The 16124-nt window shown below is 58.1% G+C and carries 13 protein-coding genes, 1 tRNA gene and 1 other RNA gene; 4 read left to right on the top strand and 11 right to left on the bottom strand.

What is annotated here, in order from left to right; all coding sequences use genetic code 11:
• Window positions 1–2: 2 nt before the first annotated feature.
• The 11 genes from IPH10_07290 to IPH10_07240 all read right to left on the bottom strand — a co-directional run bounded on the left by IPH10_07290 (window position 3) and on the right by IPH10_07240 (window position 12925).
• Window positions 3–1682, bottom strand: coding sequence for a molybdopterin-dependent oxidoreductase (locus IPH10_07290; GenBank protein MBK6910724.1), 1680 nt, complete (start codon window positions 1680–1682; stop codon window positions 3–5).
• Between the two features lie 23 nt (window positions 1683–1705).
• Window positions 1706–2965, bottom strand: coding sequence for an NADH-quinone oxidoreductase subunit NuoF (gene nuoF / locus IPH10_07285; protein MBK6910723.1), 1260 nt, complete (start codon window positions 2963–2965; stop codon window positions 1706–1708).
• Window positions 2962–3504: an NADH-quinone oxidoreductase subunit NuoE gene (gene nuoE / locus IPH10_07280; protein ID MBK6910722.1), complete on the bottom strand. Its 543-nt coding sequence runs from the start codon at window positions 3502–3504 to the stop codon at window positions 2962–2964. The genes nuoF and nuoE overlap by 4 nt, the downstream gene beginning before the upstream one ends.
• Before the next feature lie 9 nt (window positions 3505–3513).
• Window positions 3514–4773, bottom strand: coding sequence for an NADH-quinone oxidoreductase subunit D (locus IPH10_07275; protein ID MBK6910721.1), 1260 nt, complete (start codon window positions 4771–4773; stop codon window positions 3514–3516).
• A 2-nt stretch (window positions 4774–4775) separates the two neighbouring features.
• Window positions 4776–5132, bottom strand: coding sequence for an NADH-quinone oxidoreductase subunit C (locus IPH10_07270; GenBank protein ID MBK6910720.1), 357 nt, complete (start codon window positions 5130–5132; stop codon window positions 4776–4778).
• A 232-nt stretch (window positions 5133–5364) separates the two neighbouring features.
• Window positions 5365–5868: an NADH-quinone oxidoreductase subunit NuoB gene (gene nuoB, locus IPH10_07265; protein MBK6910719.1), complete on the bottom strand. Its 504-nt coding sequence runs from the start codon at window positions 5866–5868 to the stop codon at window positions 5365–5367.
• Between the two features lies 1 nt (window position 5869).
• Window positions 5870–6241 (bottom strand): NADH-quinone oxidoreductase subunit A, encoded by a 372-nt coding sequence (locus IPH10_07260; GenBank protein MBK6910718.1) that lies wholly within the window; start codon window positions 6239–6241, stop codon window positions 5870–5872.
• A gap of 216 nt (window positions 6242–6457) precedes the next feature.
• Window positions 6458–8386 (bottom strand): DUF3857 domain-containing protein, encoded by a 1929-nt coding sequence (locus IPH10_07255; GenBank protein ID MBK6910717.1) that lies wholly within the window; start codon window positions 8384–8386, stop codon window positions 6458–6460.
• A gap of 40 nt (window positions 8387–8426) precedes the next feature.
• Entirely contained in the window at window positions 8427–9188 is a 762-nt protein-coding gene (locus IPH10_07250) for a hypothetical protein (GenBank protein MBK6910716.1), read from the bottom strand.
• 63 nt (window positions 9189–9251) lie between these two features.
• Window positions 9252–11144 carry a DUF3857 domain-containing protein gene (locus IPH10_07245; GenBank protein MBK6910715.1) on the bottom strand — a complete coding sequence of 631 codons (1893 nt, stop codon included), beginning with the start codon at window positions 11142–11144 and terminating at the stop codon, window positions 9252–9254.
• A 128-nt stretch (window positions 11145–11272) separates the two neighbouring features.
• A complete protein-coding gene (locus tag IPH10_07240) occupies window positions 11273–12925 on the bottom strand; it encodes a T9SS type A sorting domain-containing protein (GenBank protein MBK6910714.1) in 1653 nt (550 codons plus the stop codon).
• 130 nt (window positions 12926–13055) lie between these two features.
• On the opposite strand from IPH10_07240, the gene IPH10_07235 reads away from it, so the two are divergent.
• The 4 genes from IPH10_07235 to dnaX all read left to right on the top strand — a co-directional run bounded on the left by IPH10_07235 (window position 13056) and on the right by dnaX (window position 16124).
• A tRNA-Ala gene (locus tag IPH10_07235) sits at window positions 13056–13128 on the top strand.
• Between the two features lie 37 nt (window positions 13129–13165).
• An RNA gene (ffs, locus tag IPH10_07230) (signal recognition particle sRNA small type) lies at window positions 13166–13263 on the top strand.
• A gap of 376 nt (window positions 13264–13639) precedes the next feature.
• Window positions 13640–14203, top strand: a complete 564-nt coding sequence (locus tag IPH10_07225) for a hypothetical protein (protein ID MBK6910713.1) — start codon at window positions 13640–13642, stop codon at window positions 14201–14203.
• Between the two features lie 199 nt (window positions 14204–14402).
• Entirely contained in the window at window positions 14403–16124 is a 1722-nt protein-coding gene (dnaX, locus tag IPH10_07220) for a DNA polymerase III subunit gamma/tau (protein ID MBK6910712.1), read from the top strand.

Here is a 16124-nt window from a genome sequence, read left to right as displayed (position 1 = left end):
GGTTAGTAGGCAGGCAGTGGGTGAGCAGATTGCACGCGCCGATAGGCCGGTTCCGGCGTGCCGTTGAGCATCTTTCCTCCGGTGGACAGCGCATCCCAGGACAAACCGGCAAAGGACTCAAAGTGAGCGCCGATCCGGTCAAACAGAGCCTGCGGGGTTTCGGCGCCGAGTTCGACCCCGAAGTGCGCACCGAGCTTGGACCAGATCTCCCATTCGGCACGCGCCAACCCATGCGGTTCAAAAGGTCGGGCAGTCTTCTGCACGCGACCCTGGAAATTCGTGTATGTGGCTTCGCGCTCGGCCCACATCGCCAGCGGCAGGACAACATCCGCCACATCGCTCCAGCCGGTCGTATGCTCGGCGAGGCAGACAATATAGCCGGTGTTCTTGCGCAGCTTAGCCAGATCGCGTTCGGACAGCGCTTTTGAGAGATCGTGGCGAATGACAATCACCGCATCAAATTCGCCTTCAACCACCGCCGCCAGCAATTCGTCTCCGCCCTGTCCGTCGCCGCCCCATGGCTTAATCTTGAGTTCCAACGCGCCACGCCGATTGGGAGTCAGATCCGCACGCTTCAGCAACTCGTCCTCTTTGCCCTTGGGTTCGAAGCCGAATGTGCAATCAATGTTCTGCACCTTGAGCTTCTCGACGAACAGGCGGTTCAGCGCGTAAAGGTCTTCATTGGATGACGAGGCCGACGCCAGCACGGCAATGGATCCCGCGCCCGACTTCGCCACGACGGCCTGTAACTTCTCCGCGACGGACGCAATGACCTCATCAATGCTCGGCGCGTGACCGTTGCTCGCGGACTTGGTTACGGGCGCCAGCAGACGATTGGCAGCGTCCACTGCGTGGTAGCTGTACCGGCCCTGGTCGCATATCCACCACTCATTGACCATCTGATTGTAACGCGGCTTCAGACGCTGAATGCGGCGCTCGGGGTCTTTGTAACGGCGGTCAATTTCCCAGTCCATGAAGATATTACAGCCGCGCGAACAACCGGTGCATACCGACGCAGTGCGCTTCATGTACCAAACGCGGCGTTTGAAACGGAAATCTTTGTCTGTCAGCGCGCCAACGGGACACAAATCCACCACACAACCGGAGTAGTCGTTGTCGAGGCGCTTGCCCGGCGTCGTCAGCAATTCCGCGTCGCGACCGTGATTAAATATGCCAAGTTCATCGGTGCCTGTAATCTCCCGGCAGAAGCGCACACATCGCGAACAGAGTACGCAGCGTTCGCTGTCGAGCACGACCGTCGGTCCGACATCTACCACTTTATGCTTGTGCTTCTTCTCGGCCAGCGCCACGCGGCTCTCGTGGAGACCGTGCTCCATGTAGTAGTTCTGCAAGTCGCACTCGCCGGCGTCGTCACAAATCGGGCAATCGAGCGGGTGGTGCTGCAGGTAGAACTCAAGAATTGACTGCCGCAGCTTGTGGACGACTTCGGTCTTAGTATAGACCTTCATCCCGTCGGCGGCCTTGGTGTTACAGCCAATGGCCACACTCTTACGGCCGCCCACCTCCACCTCCACCTGACACATGCGGCACGAGCCCACAACGGTCAGGCCCGCGTGGTAGCAGTAATGCGGAATCTCCACATTCAGAAGCCGAGCCGCTTCTATGAGGTTCATTCCCGCCGGCACTTCAACCGGTTTACCGTCTATTTCAAGCCAGGGCAAGGTAGGAGATCAGGTTGGTGACGTTAACTCTTGCAAACCGCTTCAAACTCGTGGCGGTACTTTTCCAGATAACTCTTCGTGGGCCAGGCGACAGCCGCGCCAAGCGCACAGATCGTTTTGCCGTCAATATTATTGGCAACTTCCCACATGTCGTCAATGTCGCGCTTGCGGGCGCTGCCATCAAGGAACTTCTTCGACAGGCGCAACAGCCAGTCGCAACCTTCGCGGCACGGCGTGCACTGACCACAGCTTTCGTGCGCGTAAAACCGCACCATCCAATGCATGAGCTTGGGAATTGACACGGTGTCATCAATCACCATCACGGCCGCGCTGCCGAGCATCGAACCGCGAGCAGCGACCGATTCGAAATCCAGCGGGAGATTTTCACACTCTTCTGCGGTCAGAATGTGCGACGACGACCCGCCGGGGATTACAGCCTTAAGCTTGCGACCGTTGGGAATGCCGCCGCCATACTTGTAAACCAAGTCACTCAGAAGCGTGCCCATCGGCAATTCATAGACGCCCGGCTTGTTGACGTGACCTGACAGTGAATAGAGCGCCGTGCCACCATTCTTAGGCGAGCCCAACGCGGCGAATTTCTCCGCGCCCATCTCCAAGACACGCGGCACGAAGGCGAGCGTCTCGACGTTATTCACAATCGTCGGCTGACCCCACAGACCAATAGCCGCGGGATAGAACGGCGGCTTCAAGCGCGGCCAGCCCTTCTTCCCTTCCATGGACTCAAGCAGACCGGTCTCTTCACCACAAATGTACGCGCCGGCGCCATTATGCATGTGAATTGAGCACGACCAGCCGCTATTCAGTATGTTCTTGCCCGCGAAGCCTTTTGCATACGCTTCCTGCACGGCCTTGGCGGTCACCATCGTCGGATAAAAGTACTCGCCACGAATATAGACGTAAACGCGTTCAGCCTGCACCGCATACGCGCAGATCAGCGCACCTTCGAGCAACAGGTGCGGATCGCGTTCGAGAATCAAACGGTCTTTGCACGTTCCCGGTTCGGACTCGTCGCCATTCACCGTGACATAGCGAGGGAACTTGTCCTTGGGGATGAAGCCCCACTTCGTGCCCGTCGAAAAGCCTGCGCCGCCGTGACCGCGCAGACCCGAATCCTTCACGATCTGCGTCACCTCTTCGGGCTTCATCTTCAGCGCGCGCTTGAACTGATCATACGCGCCGTTCTTCAGGGCCACGTCCAACGAGGCCATGTTGGCCACGGCAAAATTCTTGGATATCACCCGCACAGAGCCGTTGCCGATCATGCCACTGTCTCTCCGGCTACGTTGCCCAGCAGAGGCGTCGGATTGTCGGCTACCAGCGGTTCTCCCGCGCGCAGCCCGTCAATCACCTTGTCAACCTTTTCCTTGCTCAATTGGAAATACTGATCCTCGTTTACGAGCATCATCGGCCCCCACGAACAACCGCCCAGACATTCCACGCACTTCAGCGTGAACATGCCGTCTTTGGTCGTCTCGCCCGGGTGGATCCCCAACTTCTTCTCGATGTGGTGCTGCAGCTCTTCCCCGCCGGTCAGACAGCATGCGATATTCTGACAAACCTGAATCAGGTATTTGCCGCTCGGCTCGGCGCGCATCATCGAATAAAACGTGATGACCTCGCGCACCTTCACTTCGGTCACGCCGAGCGTTTCCGCAACCCATGCTTCCGCCTCGGGCGTAATCCAGCCCAATTCGCGCTGCACTTCAAACAGCAGCGGAATCAGACCCGATTGACGTTTGTCCTCGGGGTAGCGAAAGCCGATCTCAGCGGCCTTCTTCTTCAGTGTATCGGGGATTTGCATGAGAATTGGTTAGCGATCCAACTCGCCGCCGATCATATTCACGGAACCAAACGTGGGAACGATGTCGGCGATCATGTAGTTGTTGATCATCTCCGGCAGGCAAGCGACCATCGGGAAGCACGGCGGTCGGCAGCGAACGCGCCACGCGCGGTCGTTGCAGCCGTCCTTCGAATGCTCGTCGGGATGACTAACAATATAGAACCCAAGTTCGCCGTTGCCGCCCTCGACCGGGAAATAGACTTCGCCTTCGGGAACGCGGATGCCGTGGCCGTACATGATCAATTTGAAGTGATTCATGAGGCCTTCGATATTCCCGTATGTGTCCTTCTTGTCGGGCAGGACCACTTTCTTGTTGTCACAGCTAATCGGCCCACCGGGTATCTTTGCGACACATTGCTCGATAATCCGGCAGCTTTGCTCCATCTCTTCCATGCGCACAAGGTAACGATCCAAATTGTCACCCTTGCGACCGACCGGCACTTCCCAATCAAGCTGATCATAGACCAGATACGGAAAATCCTTGCGCACATCGTAAGCCACGCCGCTCCCGCGCAGACACGGGCCGGTCCAGCCCCAGGCAATCGCGCGTTCAGCGCTCATCACGCCGACGTTTTCCATGCGCTCAACAAAGATCCGGTTATTCGTCAGCAGGATGTCGCACTCGCGCAGAATCTCGCGAATCTCCTTGACCACCCACAGGCACTTGTCCAGCCAACCCTCGGGCAGATCGTGCGGCATGCCGCCGACCCGCGCTGCCATCGTCGTGACGCGCGCGCCGCAATACTCTTCGATCAACTCCCACAAATACTCACGGCCCTTGATCATGTAGAGGAACACCGTGAAGCCGCCCAGCTCCATAGCCGAGGCGCCCACACAGGTCAGATGATCGCTGACTCGCGCGATCTCGCACATGAGCGTGCGTATGTACTGTCCCCGCGGCGGGACTTCGATGCCGAGCAGCTTCTCAACGGCCATGCAGTAGCCGACGTTGTTGATCGGCGAGGAGACGTAGTTCAAACGATCCGTATAGATGATCGCCTGATTCCACGTGCTCTCTTCGCAACTCTTCTCAAACGCGCGGTGCAGATAGCCGATCTCCACTTCCGACCCGACCACCAGCTCGCCTTCCAGCTTGGCCACGATGCGGATAATCCCGTGCATCGCCGGATGCGCGGGACCGATGTTCAGCAGCATTTCCTTCTGCTGGAACTCGGGCTCGTGGGCCTCTACGGCCGCGTCAAGAGTCGGTAGGTGCTCGGTATGCTGCATGGTTAGTTCTGCGGGCCGATCAACGGCTGGCGCTTCGTCTTGGGATAGTCCTTGCGCAGCGGATGGCCTTCAAATTCTTCGTAAAGCAAAATACGCTTCAGTGACGGATGCCCGTCAAACTTCACACCGAACATGTCCCACACCTCGCGCTCAAGCCAGTCGGCAATCGGGTAGAGCGGCGTCAGGCTGGCGATGTGCAGACGCCCATCTTCAAGCTGAACCTTCACGCGCAGACGATCGTGGTTCGTCATGTTTAACAGATGATACACCACCTCGTAGCGCGGGCGGCGCGGATGATAGTCCACAGCCGTCAGATCGCACAGCATATCATAGCCAAAACTGTCACGCAAGAGCGTCATGATCGCCAGCACGTGGCGGCTATCAATAATGATCGTCCGCTGGCCAAACCGCTCGTGCCAATCCAGCACCGCCGCAGGCAGCGTCTTCTCAATCGCGATATGTTCGGGAATTTGCTCACAATGCTATATCTGGCAATACTTGTATTTCTTATTTACCCGTAATGCTAACTTTACCAGTTAAATCGTTCGCTCGAGCATGGCCGCCGGCGATCGCCCCAGATCCAAGCGCACGCTACTTCCACTCGTGCTTCTGATTTTGAATCAGGTGCTGGAGCTTCAACAGTCCGTCGAGGACGGCTTCGGGGCGCGGCGGGCAGCCGGCGATATAGACATCCACCGGAATAATCGTGTCAATGCCCTGCACGGTCGCGTAGTTATCATACGGGCCGCCGCAACTGGCGCAGGCGCCAAAACTGACCACCCACTTGGGATCGGCGGTCTGCTCATAGACGGTCTTGAGAATCGGGGCAATTTTGTGACTGATCGTGCCCACCACCCAGATGACGTCCGCCTGCCGCGGCGAGAAGCGCGGGAAGGCCGCGCCGAAGCGGTCAATATCGTAATGCGAACAGGCCGTGGACATGAACTCCATGCCGCAGCAGGCCGTCACAAACGGATACTGAAAGAGCGAGTACTTCCGCGCCCAGCCCAGCAGTTTGTCGAACTTCGTCGTCAGGACATTCCCCGACAGCGAGCGCGACATATCCATCATGGGGCTCTGGATCAGTTCGCTCATGTTACTTCCACTCCAGGACGCGCTTCTTAACAGCATAGTAAAGCCCGACCGCAAGAATGGCCAGGAACACATTCATCGAAATAAACCCGATCATCCCGATCTCGCGGAAACTGACCGCCCACGGATACAAAAAGGCCACCTCGATGTCGAACACGACAAACAAGATGGCCACGAGGTAGTACTTGATCGGGAACGGCTGCGATGCGTCCGACTTGCTAATCCAGCCGGACTCGAACGGTGCATTTTTCGTCTCGTTCGGGCGCTTCGGTCCAAAGAGGACAGTCAGCGCCACAAAAAGCCCGACCACGGCGGCAACCGCCCCGGACAGGATCAAAAAGACGACAAGATTATTGGAGTGAAGGGCGTCCGGCATGGGGGTGCGGGAGGAGGCCAAGGCTTGCTACAAAATTCACGAGACGGATGTTCAAGTCCCCGTTTTTCAGCACCCATCGCCTCAAGATATCGCATGTTAAGCGATTTCAAACTCTTGCGCCATGTTGCCCGTTGAACGCATCCTGCCTAATTGTGCGGTAAACTACGGAAAACTTTTGGCTTTGTCAACTGACTCCCGTTCTTTGAGCCGGGCAAACTACTTAGCTTTCTCTAACACGAACATACGGTTCTTGGGGGCAATCAGACTCTCGAAGGCCGCCCGCAGGCTCGGGTAGTCTTCGACCGAGACCATGTCCGCACTATACGTGACCGACTGCTGCCACTCAATGCGGTCGGCCAACTGTTTGGGCACAACTTCGATGGACATGAACGGATTGGCGACCAATAGGCGGTTCGGCAGGTAGGCCACTTGATATCCCTTGGGATAAGAGACGATGATGGTCTGCGAAACCGTACACATCATTGGCAGGTCAACCGGATACTTAACGGTAGGCAACGATGGGTAGAAGCCGGCGGAGGCGAACGCGAACGGCGAGACAGGAATGTCCACGAGCAGCAGATCACCTTGCTTGACCGCAAAGTCCGGGCACGAGAAATCCATGCTCACCCGCATCGGCTGGGCCAACTGCTTGGGATCAGAGACCTCCGACCGAATAACTTCGCAGCCTTGCCCAATGCGGGAAGCGGCGCGCTGGAAGTAGATTTCACGCTCCTGCTGTTTCTGGTCCGTAAACGTCGCGCGCGCCGATGCCGCAAAATCGGCAATGACATCGCAACGCGCCTGCCCGGCTAATGTGCCAACGGTGTCCAGCGTCAGGGACATGCTCACCGTTGCGCGGCGCTCTTGCCGCACGAGATCTCCGGCCGGTTCGAGTAAAGGTGCGCCAAGAATTAGTTGACAGCTCATGCCGACCGAGCGACCGTACGTAATCTCGTCAGGCGGCGAGAACTTCGGCAAGGGGTCCAGGAAAATCGTGTCCGCATCTACTGGCACGGCCAAGACCATCTGATTGAACTGATCGAGAGAGGGTAATTGGCTGAACGGCGCGTTACTCGCCTGCAACAACACTGGATAAGAGTTGATACCATAGGCACCCAACAACGCCGAGAGCAGCACCAGTTTGTCGCGCACGTCGCCGTAACGGTTAGCCCACACGTCGTCGGCGTCGTTCGGTTCGTAGCCGACGGCCCCCAATCCCAACGGAACCGTCCGGATGTTCTGCTGCACCCAAAAGGCAATGTTGCGGGCCAAGGGGTGCCCCGACAGCGTACCGGGAGTGGAGATCAAAGCATATTGCGTCTGCGCGTAGGAGGCGTGCTCAACGGCCCGCCAGAAGCGCTCGCCAACATATAGCCCCAACTCGCTCCAGTCTTCGAATGTCGTGAAAATCAGCCGCGGGACCAAGTGCGAGATGCCCACCATGTCCGGTTCCGGTGTCAACTGTCTGAGGTTCTGGAACGACCATGTTAGGGTGCGACGCACACCATCCACAGCTTGCGTCGGCGTGACGGGCGAATTCTGCATCTCATACCGCAGCGGGTATGTCGTGTCCGCGACGATCTCGAAGCGCTGATCGGCAACTGGCTCGAATCCGCCGAACGTAACGATACCGCTCTGATAGTCATCGGCCCAGGGCGTGCGACCCGACTTCGGAACAACGCGATACTTCCAGTAGATCACCGCGCCCGCAGCCAGCCCCGGAAAGCTGACGTTTTGCTGTTTCAACTGTGAATATGCCGAAGCCCACTGCACTTCGGGCGCACTCGTCACCGTGAACGCGTCTTTTTCCGGTTCAATCCATCTGCCGTCCGCCTGCCGAGTATACACGGCATCGAAGATCACCGTATCACGCTCGGAGTCAAAGCGAATCGAACGGTCGCCTTGCTCATCTTTGGCCCGATCGTCCAGCAGCTTCAAGCACTGCTCAACATACGACGTGGCCGCGCCGCCCGAGTCCACATTTAGCTGACGGTAGTCGCGCAGCACAAGAACAGATGCGTTCGGAAAGTCTCCAGAGCCCGCAGCCGTTGAGGCCATGGCTTCAAGCCAATCGGGGACAGAGACAGAAAACGCTCGCGATGAGGCGAGCAGCAAAATAACGAAAACGACGTAACGCTTCGACATGGAAGGTCCGAATGAGTGGGACGGAAAGTTTGCGAGGAGGTCAGTGAGTCCGGAGGCGGAAGCGGTGTAACGCCCGGCCGGCCATGGTGCCCAACAGGGTCGGCAGCACAGCGAGGACCATCGTCAGGGACAGCTCGATCGGAAAGAGGCCATTCGCCTCAGGATAGTAGTAAAGCTCAAGGCAGGTGCGCAGAAATGCCACCATGGGAATGCCGAAGCCAAGCAGAATCACCCAGCGCCACAGACGGTCACTATAGCGGTAGCCCAGAAAGACCGCTGCACCCAGCAGAAGGACTGAAGCCACGATCATGCCGTCTATGCCGGGCATCTTGATGAAGATGATGGATGCGATAGAACCAATGGTCAAGGCAATCCAGCGTGCACTTCGCGGCGTCTCCGGACCACCCCATCGCAATCTGCCGCGCAGCAATTTGCGAATCACCGCGCCGGCATACGAGCCGATAGCGGCGGGAACAGCCAGAGTCGCACCCAATTGCAGTCGAATGGCAAGATCCGACAACTGATCGATACCGCCCAACAGCGTACCCACAACGGTATAACCAGCGGCCAGCAGAAGCGGGTAGATCCACGGGCGGCGGGAGTCCAAAAGGCCCAGCACAAGCCCAGCCAGCACAATACCCAACGACCAGGCAATGGTCCCGGCCTGGTTATCCAGCATGAACGGCATCACGGTGCCGCCGAACGTCGCAAGGATGGCCAAGAACCACCAGAGGATCTTGCGGTTGCGGATTTCGACCTGCTCTTGGGTCGTCTGCAGTGGGGCTTCGCGTAAGTCTTCCATGGGAGATGGCTACCGCAAGAATCCCGCCGAACGAGCCAATCTGCAAAACTCAACGATATTCGGCTAAGATCGCGTTGTCAGCACAATTTTGCCACGCTCCAACAGGTCGAGGCGGTTGACCATCGCCAACAGGTGGGGATATCGCGACAAGGGAATATCCAACGCACCCACTTCAAGGGACTGTTTGAGCGTGACAGACTGACCCTTGGAGCTGGATGTGCGCGACAAACGAAACTCCGATTCGTTGATCTCCACCGGATCCGGTAGACTGCGTACAATGTATTCTTTCGGAAACTCGACTGTCTCGGTCATCTGCACGGCAAACGTGGATTCGAGACGCAAGGGATAACGGCGGTCGGTCAACTCAGAACCCGACAGGAGATAACTGGATAGGAAATCCAGTTTGCGGCCTTGCGCCACCGAGTTCAACATCCAGAATTTGCCGGCCTGAATTGCGTAATCTGTTGCGCTTACCCGCAGCTCGATCCGCAAGGGCAGATCGAGATCCAGCAGATCGCTGATGGACAGGCCGTCTAATCGCGCCGTCGGTGCCAAGCCCTGAACGAAGCCGGTGAAGAGGATTTCGCGTTCTTGCGGCGAGATGGACTGCAAATGTGAACGCAATACGAGGTCCGGGAAGCCGCGCGGTTCAATCAGGATCGTCGAGGTCAGCAGTCCGTGATCGTCCACTTTGCTGGTGGCGGCCACACGATAGAGATTGTTGCTCGGATCTTCCACCGGCGTCCAGGCCAGTGGATTGCCTTGCGCCGTGCAGGTCAGGACAGCACGGTCTTGTTCGTTGGCGGCGAGGTACTCCGTAGTCTTCTCTACTGTCGGATCAATATAGCGTCGGCCCTTGCCATCAGGCACCGACACGATCGCGTGATTGAACTGATCCACGGCGATGTCACCGTCAATTTTCCACGACGGGTTCATCAACGCAATGTCTGCGTCTATACCCGCCTCGCGCAGCATCGTTACCATGAGCGCCGCCTTATCGCGACAAACGCCGTATTTGTTCCGATAGGTAACCGCCGCCGACTCCGGCTTGTAGCCGGCCTTGCGACCAGTTAACGCGGTGTCAACGTAGCGGATACTGTTCGATACGAATTGAAAAATCGCCCGGATTGCGTCTTCCCGGCTCTTCCCTTTTGTCAGCGCAATGACTTCCGCACGGATCGCGGAATCGGCGACCATTTCCGGTTCGGCCAAGTCCGTGTACCAGCGCGACCACGTTTCCCAATCGGGAATCGTCGTAACCAATAACTGCCGAGCTGTCTCCGGAAACGGCGGCATGCCCGGTTCGGGAACAATTTGCGGTACGTCCTTGATCGTCCACACATGGTAGTCACGGCCTTCGCGGTGGGCCTTAACATGGCTAACACCGTCTCCGCCGCGCACCTTCCAGTTCACGGTCATGCTGTCTGGCAGCGTAATTTCGACAACTTTCTGCTGGAGCGGGTCGGTATGCTCAAAATACTCCGAAAGATTGAAATGCCCGTCCATTGGCGGCTCGCGCGTGATCTCTTTGTAGACGACTTCCACCTCAGCCCCCTTTTCAAGCGCCGGAAAGGTGATGATCTTCTCGCGAACATTGTTCAGGTAAAACTTGCCAAAAGCGGGCAACGGCACGTCTTTGATCGCCGATGAATCCACCGTGATCGTCCGGCCGTCCGGCAAGTATACACGGGCGGCCACGACTTCCACGGTGTCATAGCCGAGATTGTACATCGTCTCATCCTGGGCATATTGCCGCACCGCGCGGTCCGTCAGCAAGGCAACACGGTAGCGCCGCAGGGTCTCGCCCGAGCCGTCCCGGTTGACCACCACGCTCGTGCAGTCGTAGCGCACAACGGCGTTCGCCTGATCAAACGGAATGTCCGGGCCGCGAAGGGGAGTTTCTTGTGCGGCGGCTACGGCCGCAAGCAGAAGTTGCAGAAGTATGAGTCGAAGCATCGTGATTCTCGTGTGAAGTGAATACCCTAAGTATAAGGCTTCCCTAACTGAGTTGCAAGGGACGCCCGGGAAACGCAACGACCCCGCCGGGGCGGGGTCGTTGGTCACAAACTACGTCCGTCGGCAGCTTACTTTAACAGCAAGAGCTTCTTGGTCGCCGTGTAGTTCGGGGCCGTCAAGCTGTAGAAGTAGGTTCCCGAGGGCAGGCCTTCGGCATTCCATTCCACAACATGCTCGCCCGCGTTCACAGGACCATTCAGCAACGAGGCGACTTCGCGGCCCGAGACGTCAAAGATACGCAAGGTCACTTCGCTAACTTCGGGCACCGTGAAGGAGATCGTCGTGCTCGGGTTGAACGGATTCGGATAGGCGTCAGCCAGATTGTATTCGAGCACTGCAGCCGGGGTTTCGCCGAAGCGGGCCGAAACCGTCGAGTGCGCCGTGCGGACGCCGCTGGCATCAACGTCAATCAGGCGATAGTCGTACGTCGTGCCGGCCACGCCATAGCGGTCAGCGTAACGATACGTCGCGCCAGACGCGCTGTTCTGCGCTTCCAACTCGGCCAGCTTCTCAAACGTGCTGGTGCCGTTCACACAACGCTCAATTTCCCAATGATCGGCATTGGACTCGGAGGCCGTCGTCCATTGCAAGTCCACGCCATCCGCGGTCGTGTATGCGTCGAAGCCTGCCAGTTCCACCGACAACCACTTGTCGCCCGGAAACACCCAACGCTGGCACAGCGTATCGGTCTCGCCTTCGATCACAAGCCATTGCTTGTTGAGGCGATCAGACTCGTTGCAGCCAATAACGGCGTACGGCCAAGCGGTGCGCGAGCACAGCGAAACCGTGACCGGAGCGCGCTCCGCGATCAACTGCGTCACGCTCAGGTGAATGCAGCCGTCTTCATCCGTATAGAACACACCGTTTTCAACCGGGCCATCGCCAATCTGAATCGCCAATTCGACCTTGATATTCTCGAGGTCCGTGTTGTTCAGCGACCACGCATAATCGCCGCGCGTCAGGCAGAGACGGATATCCACGGTGGCATAGTCGCCTTCAATGGCCGGGCCGTAGCAGGCGTCGCCCCACACGTCGCCGGGGAGAACGACGTTCTTGCCAATGGCCTCCAAAGCCCAGCTGTTCGCCTGATCGTTGCGCGGCGCATTGGTGCAGTAGACCGTATTGACATACGGGTAGACCGGAGTGTCGGCAAAATTCGGATAGCCGCGACCAGCGTCGTAGCAGAAATGCGGCAAGCCTTGGTTCGGGCCGCCGTCAAGGAAGCTGGTCAGCTTCCAGATCGCAACCTGATAGGCGTCATCTTCAAAGATCGAAGCCGGCGTATGCCAGGCGAACAGATAAGCCAGAGCCTGCAATTGCGTCGCATGGCAACTGTCACCGCTAATTACGCCGGGATAAACGTCTACGCCATACGGAGCGGACTGGGCCGGATGGTACAGGTCAACGCACCATGCGTACGACGGATTCGGGGACATTTCGCAATCGGTCGTGAAACACATTTGGCCGTAGTTGTTGCCGGTCTGGCCGCCGGGCCAATGGATGGTGCCACGACCGCCTTGACCGCCACTGCCGAGCCAACGCAGCCCCGTGTAGTCCCAGGTGCAATCGCCGCACTCGTCCAGTGCCACGCTGCCGCGATTCGGATCATTAATCTCTTCTTCATTGGGGTTGAGGGCCAATGCACCACCGGCAAGGGCCAGCAGGCAAACCAACCCGCCCAACAAGAAGAGTGTCGGTACACGCTTCACAAGTTTCTTCATCGTACCTTCTCCTTGCTTAACATATTGTAATCGTTCAATCAACGTAAAAAATCCCCGATGGTCCATAGTGAACCCTCGGCGGCTTGGAGCTTGACATTCCGTCTTCGGCTCCGTATATTGCGCGTCTTCTGGGGCAGTAGCTCAGCTGGGAGAGCACCACGTTCGCAACGTGGGGGTCAGCGGTTCGATCCCGCTCTGCTCCACTAACGCCTTCGGCGTTTCCAATTCCTCGGCAGATATCGCCGGGCCCCGTACAAGAGGTGACCGCCCAAACCCGCCAGGACCGGAAGGTAGCAACGGTAAGTGGTTCATCGCTGTGTACGGACCGCCTGGCGATGTCTGCCGAGACTTTTTTGGCGACAACCCTGTCCCAACTCGCAAGCAACGCTCCGGCCCGTATTGGCTTCAACAATGTACAGAGTGTGAAGCTAACCGTCACGAAAATGCACAAATCCCGTGATGCTATCTTCTTAAAAACCTTGCCTTTCGAAGTATAGTATGTGTGCGAGGACGGCTTACTATATTTGCGGCGTACTGCGCTGATTGTCAGAACCTTAGCCATCCCTGCCCGACTTATCCACCGCCGTTCACCGAATTCTCCCTCCTTGCCGCATGGTTGGCCGTTTTCAGTCCTCCTCTTTTGTGACAAAGTCAGCTTTCACGGCTGACGCAATCCTCATATTGCTCAACCTTTTCCCAGTCGGAAACGAGCTGGTGGACGATTTGGTCAATCTGGATATGGAGAGCAACCTCGCAGTCTGGGTCAGCAGTGCGAAATTGCTGGTCGCGGCACTATTAGCAGGTAGTTTGGCCAGCCAAGTGGGGCGTTTGAAATGGCCGATGCGAGCGGCTGCGCTGCTCTTTCTGGCTATCTCGATTTCGGAAACTGCTACACTTCACGAACGGTTGGGCGGCGTCGCGTATTGGAAGCTGCATGGCACCGAGTTGAGTTTTGGCGGCGCCCCATGGATACTCTACTTTGCTCCGGCGGTCATGGCGGCACTTCTGGCTCTCATCTGGGCCATGAAGAGATTGTCCGCTGTCTTTCCAAGTGCGACTCTTTGGCTGTGGTGCGGAGTGGGCTTATGGTGCGGGGCGCTGGTGGCCGAGGTCGTCCCGTTCACTGTTTCAGGGGTATCAGCGAACGCACACCACTACCTGCCAATTCTCGAAGAGTCGTGCGAATTGGTCGGCGCGAGCTGCTTTTTGGCCGGTCTGCTGTGCATTCGCGATGTGCTTGCCGCCGAGCCTAACTCGGCCAGGTTGGCCGGACGGTAGAGGCGCACCGCGCTTGTAATCAGGGTGGTTTCACATATTTTATTGTAAACACTTATCTTATATTTGAACATGTGTTTAGATATTTATCCCCAACCGTTGACTTTCCGGGGAAAAACGGCTACTTTCGTGGTTACGTGTCGCGTTGTTCCAGACGCACACCGATACCCGTCCGTTGCCAGACGCCACTCCTCACATTCCCATGAGCTATCAGGTACTCGCCCGCCGCTGGCGGCCACAGCGCTTCGCTGACGTGGTCGGCCAAGAGCATATCACCCGCACGCTTCAGAATGCCATTGCGCAGTCGAGACTTGCGCACGGCTTCTTGTTTACGGGTCCGCGCGGTGTGGGGAAAACCTCGACAGCGCGCATTCTGGCCCGAGCGATTAACTGTGAACGGGCCGGGCAGCTCCAACCCGTCGAACCGTGCAACGAATGCGAGACTTGTCGCGCACTGCTCGAGGATCGTGAATTGGACGTCGTCGAGATTGACGGCGCTTCGTACAACAAGGTGGACGACATCCGCCGTATCAACGAAGCGGCGCGGCTGGCGCCGGCCGCAGGTCAGAAGAAAGTCTTCATCATTGACGAAGTTCACATGCTGACGACGCAGGCGTTCAATGCGTTTTTAAAAACGCTTGAAGAGCCCCCCTCGCATGTGATCTTTATTTTGGCGACGACCGACGTACACAAAGTGCCGGCGACCATTCGCTCGCGCGTTCAGCGCTTTGACTTCAGGCCGTTGTCTCCGGTCGAGATTGCCGATCATCTCGGCCATATCGCGCAAGCGGAAGGCTGGGCAGCCGAGCCGGAGGCCTTGTACCAGATCGCGCGCGCTGCGGACGGATCGTTGCGCGACGCAGAAGGACTGCTGGATCAGGTCGTAGCGTTCTGCGCGAATAACATCACTCTCGACGAGACCCGCAACGTGCTGGGCACGCTGTCAGCCGCCGTGCTTGAACGGGCAACGCAGTTGGTGGCAACGCAGGACATGAATGGACTGCCGGAGTTTTTCGGTCTACTGGCGCGACAAGGCTCGGATTACAGCCTGCTTCTGCGTGAATTGCAGTCCTATTGGACGGACGGAGTCTTTCTGCTGCAGAACCTGCCGATACCGGGGAGGGGTCCCGACGAGTGTGCGGCGCTGCGCAGTGCGATGGGTGATCTGACGATTGAGGACATGTTCCGGCTGATTCGTCTCGCCGCGAATCTCGAGGACGATATCAAGTGGTCCGTTTCGCCGCGAACACGGTTTGAGATTTCGGTGCTCCGCTGGGTTACTCTGGATCGTGCGGTGAGCATCAAGGAGCTCTTGGGCCAGGTGGAGCGCGATACTCCGGTGGCGCAGTCAGCGCGGCCCGCTTCGCCCGCTCCGGCCGCTCCGCGCCCGGCCGCACCGACGGTGCCCAAAGAGGCTGAGACTCCGCGAACGGTGACGCAACCCAAACCCAAAGCGCCGACGGCACAAGCCGCACCAACCGCCCCCCCACCCCCACCGACGCGCACAACAGCGCTGGAGTTGGACGAACTGAACGGAGCATGGGCTGGAATCTGTGATGCGATCGAAAGGATCAGCTCGGCCGCGGCGGCCTTCGCCCACAACGATTGGGAGACGGTCAGCCTGCAAGGCACGACGTTGACTATTCGACCGCGCCATCCGGGCAAGTTCCATCTCGATAACATCAAGAGTAACTCGGCGGCGCTCGAACAGGCGATCCTCGAGGTCACGGGCGCACGAGTTAAGATTGTGGCGGCAGCGGCAGCGGCGGCCGACAATCCTGCACCGACCGCGAAGACCTCGGCGGCACCGCGCAAGGCGGAGTCGGGCGATGCTGCCGCGGAAGGCGGCGACCTTTTCAGCAGCGTCATGTCGCAGTTTGGCGGCGAGGACGTCACCTCACGCGTCGAGAAGGCGAAGAAGTAG

The organism is bacterium (assembly GCA_016702305.1).
Lineage (GTDB): Bacteria > Electryoneota > RPQS01 > RPQS01 > RPQS01 > JABWCQ01.
Note: the sequence above shows the minus strand (reverse complement) of the source record. Positions and strands in the feature narration are given on the sequence as shown.

Bases quoted from the DNA above. Each gene is read 5' to 3' on its own strand.
- nuoF (MBK6910723.1), bottom strand. From the start codon at position 2,965: ATGATCGGCAACGGCTCTGTGCGGGTGATATCCAAGAATTTTGCCGTG.
- nuoE (MBK6910722.1), bottom strand. From the start codon at position 3,504: ATGCAAATCCCCGATACACTGAAGAAGAAGGCCGCTGAGATCGGCTTT.
- IPH10_07275 (MBK6910721.1), bottom strand. From the start codon at position 4,773: ATGCAGCATACCGAGCACCTACCGACTCTTGACGCGGCCGTAGAGGCC.
- IPH10_07270 (MBK6910720.1), bottom strand. From the start codon at position 5,132: ATGACGCTCTTGCGTGACAGTTTTGGCTATGATATGCTGTGCGATCTG.
- nuoB (MBK6910719.1), bottom strand. From the start codon at position 5,868: ATGAGCGAACTGATCCAGAGCCCCATGATGGATATGTCGCGCTCGCTG.
- IPH10_07260 (MBK6910718.1), bottom strand. From the start codon at position 6,241: ATGCCGGACGCCCTTCACTCCAATAATCTTGTCGTCTTTTTGATCCTG.
- IPH10_07255 (MBK6910717.1), bottom strand. From the start codon at position 8,386: ATGTCGAAGCGTTACGTCGTTTTCGTTATTTTGCTGCTCGCCTCATCG.
- IPH10_07250 (MBK6910716.1), bottom strand. From the start codon at position 9,188: ATGGAAGACTTACGCGAAGCCCCACTGCAGACGACCCAAGAGCAGGTC.
- IPH10_07245 (MBK6910715.1), bottom strand. From the start codon at position 11,144: ATGCTTCGACTCATACTTCTGCAACTTCTGCTTGCGGCCGTAGCCGCC.
- IPH10_07240 (MBK6910714.1), bottom strand. From the start codon at position 12,925: ATGAAGAAACTTGTGAAGCGTGTACCGACACTCTTCTTGTTGGGCGGG.
- dnaX (MBK6910712.1), top strand. From the start codon at position 14,403: ATGAGCTATCAGGTACTCGCCCGCCGCTGGCGGCCACAGCGCTTCGCT.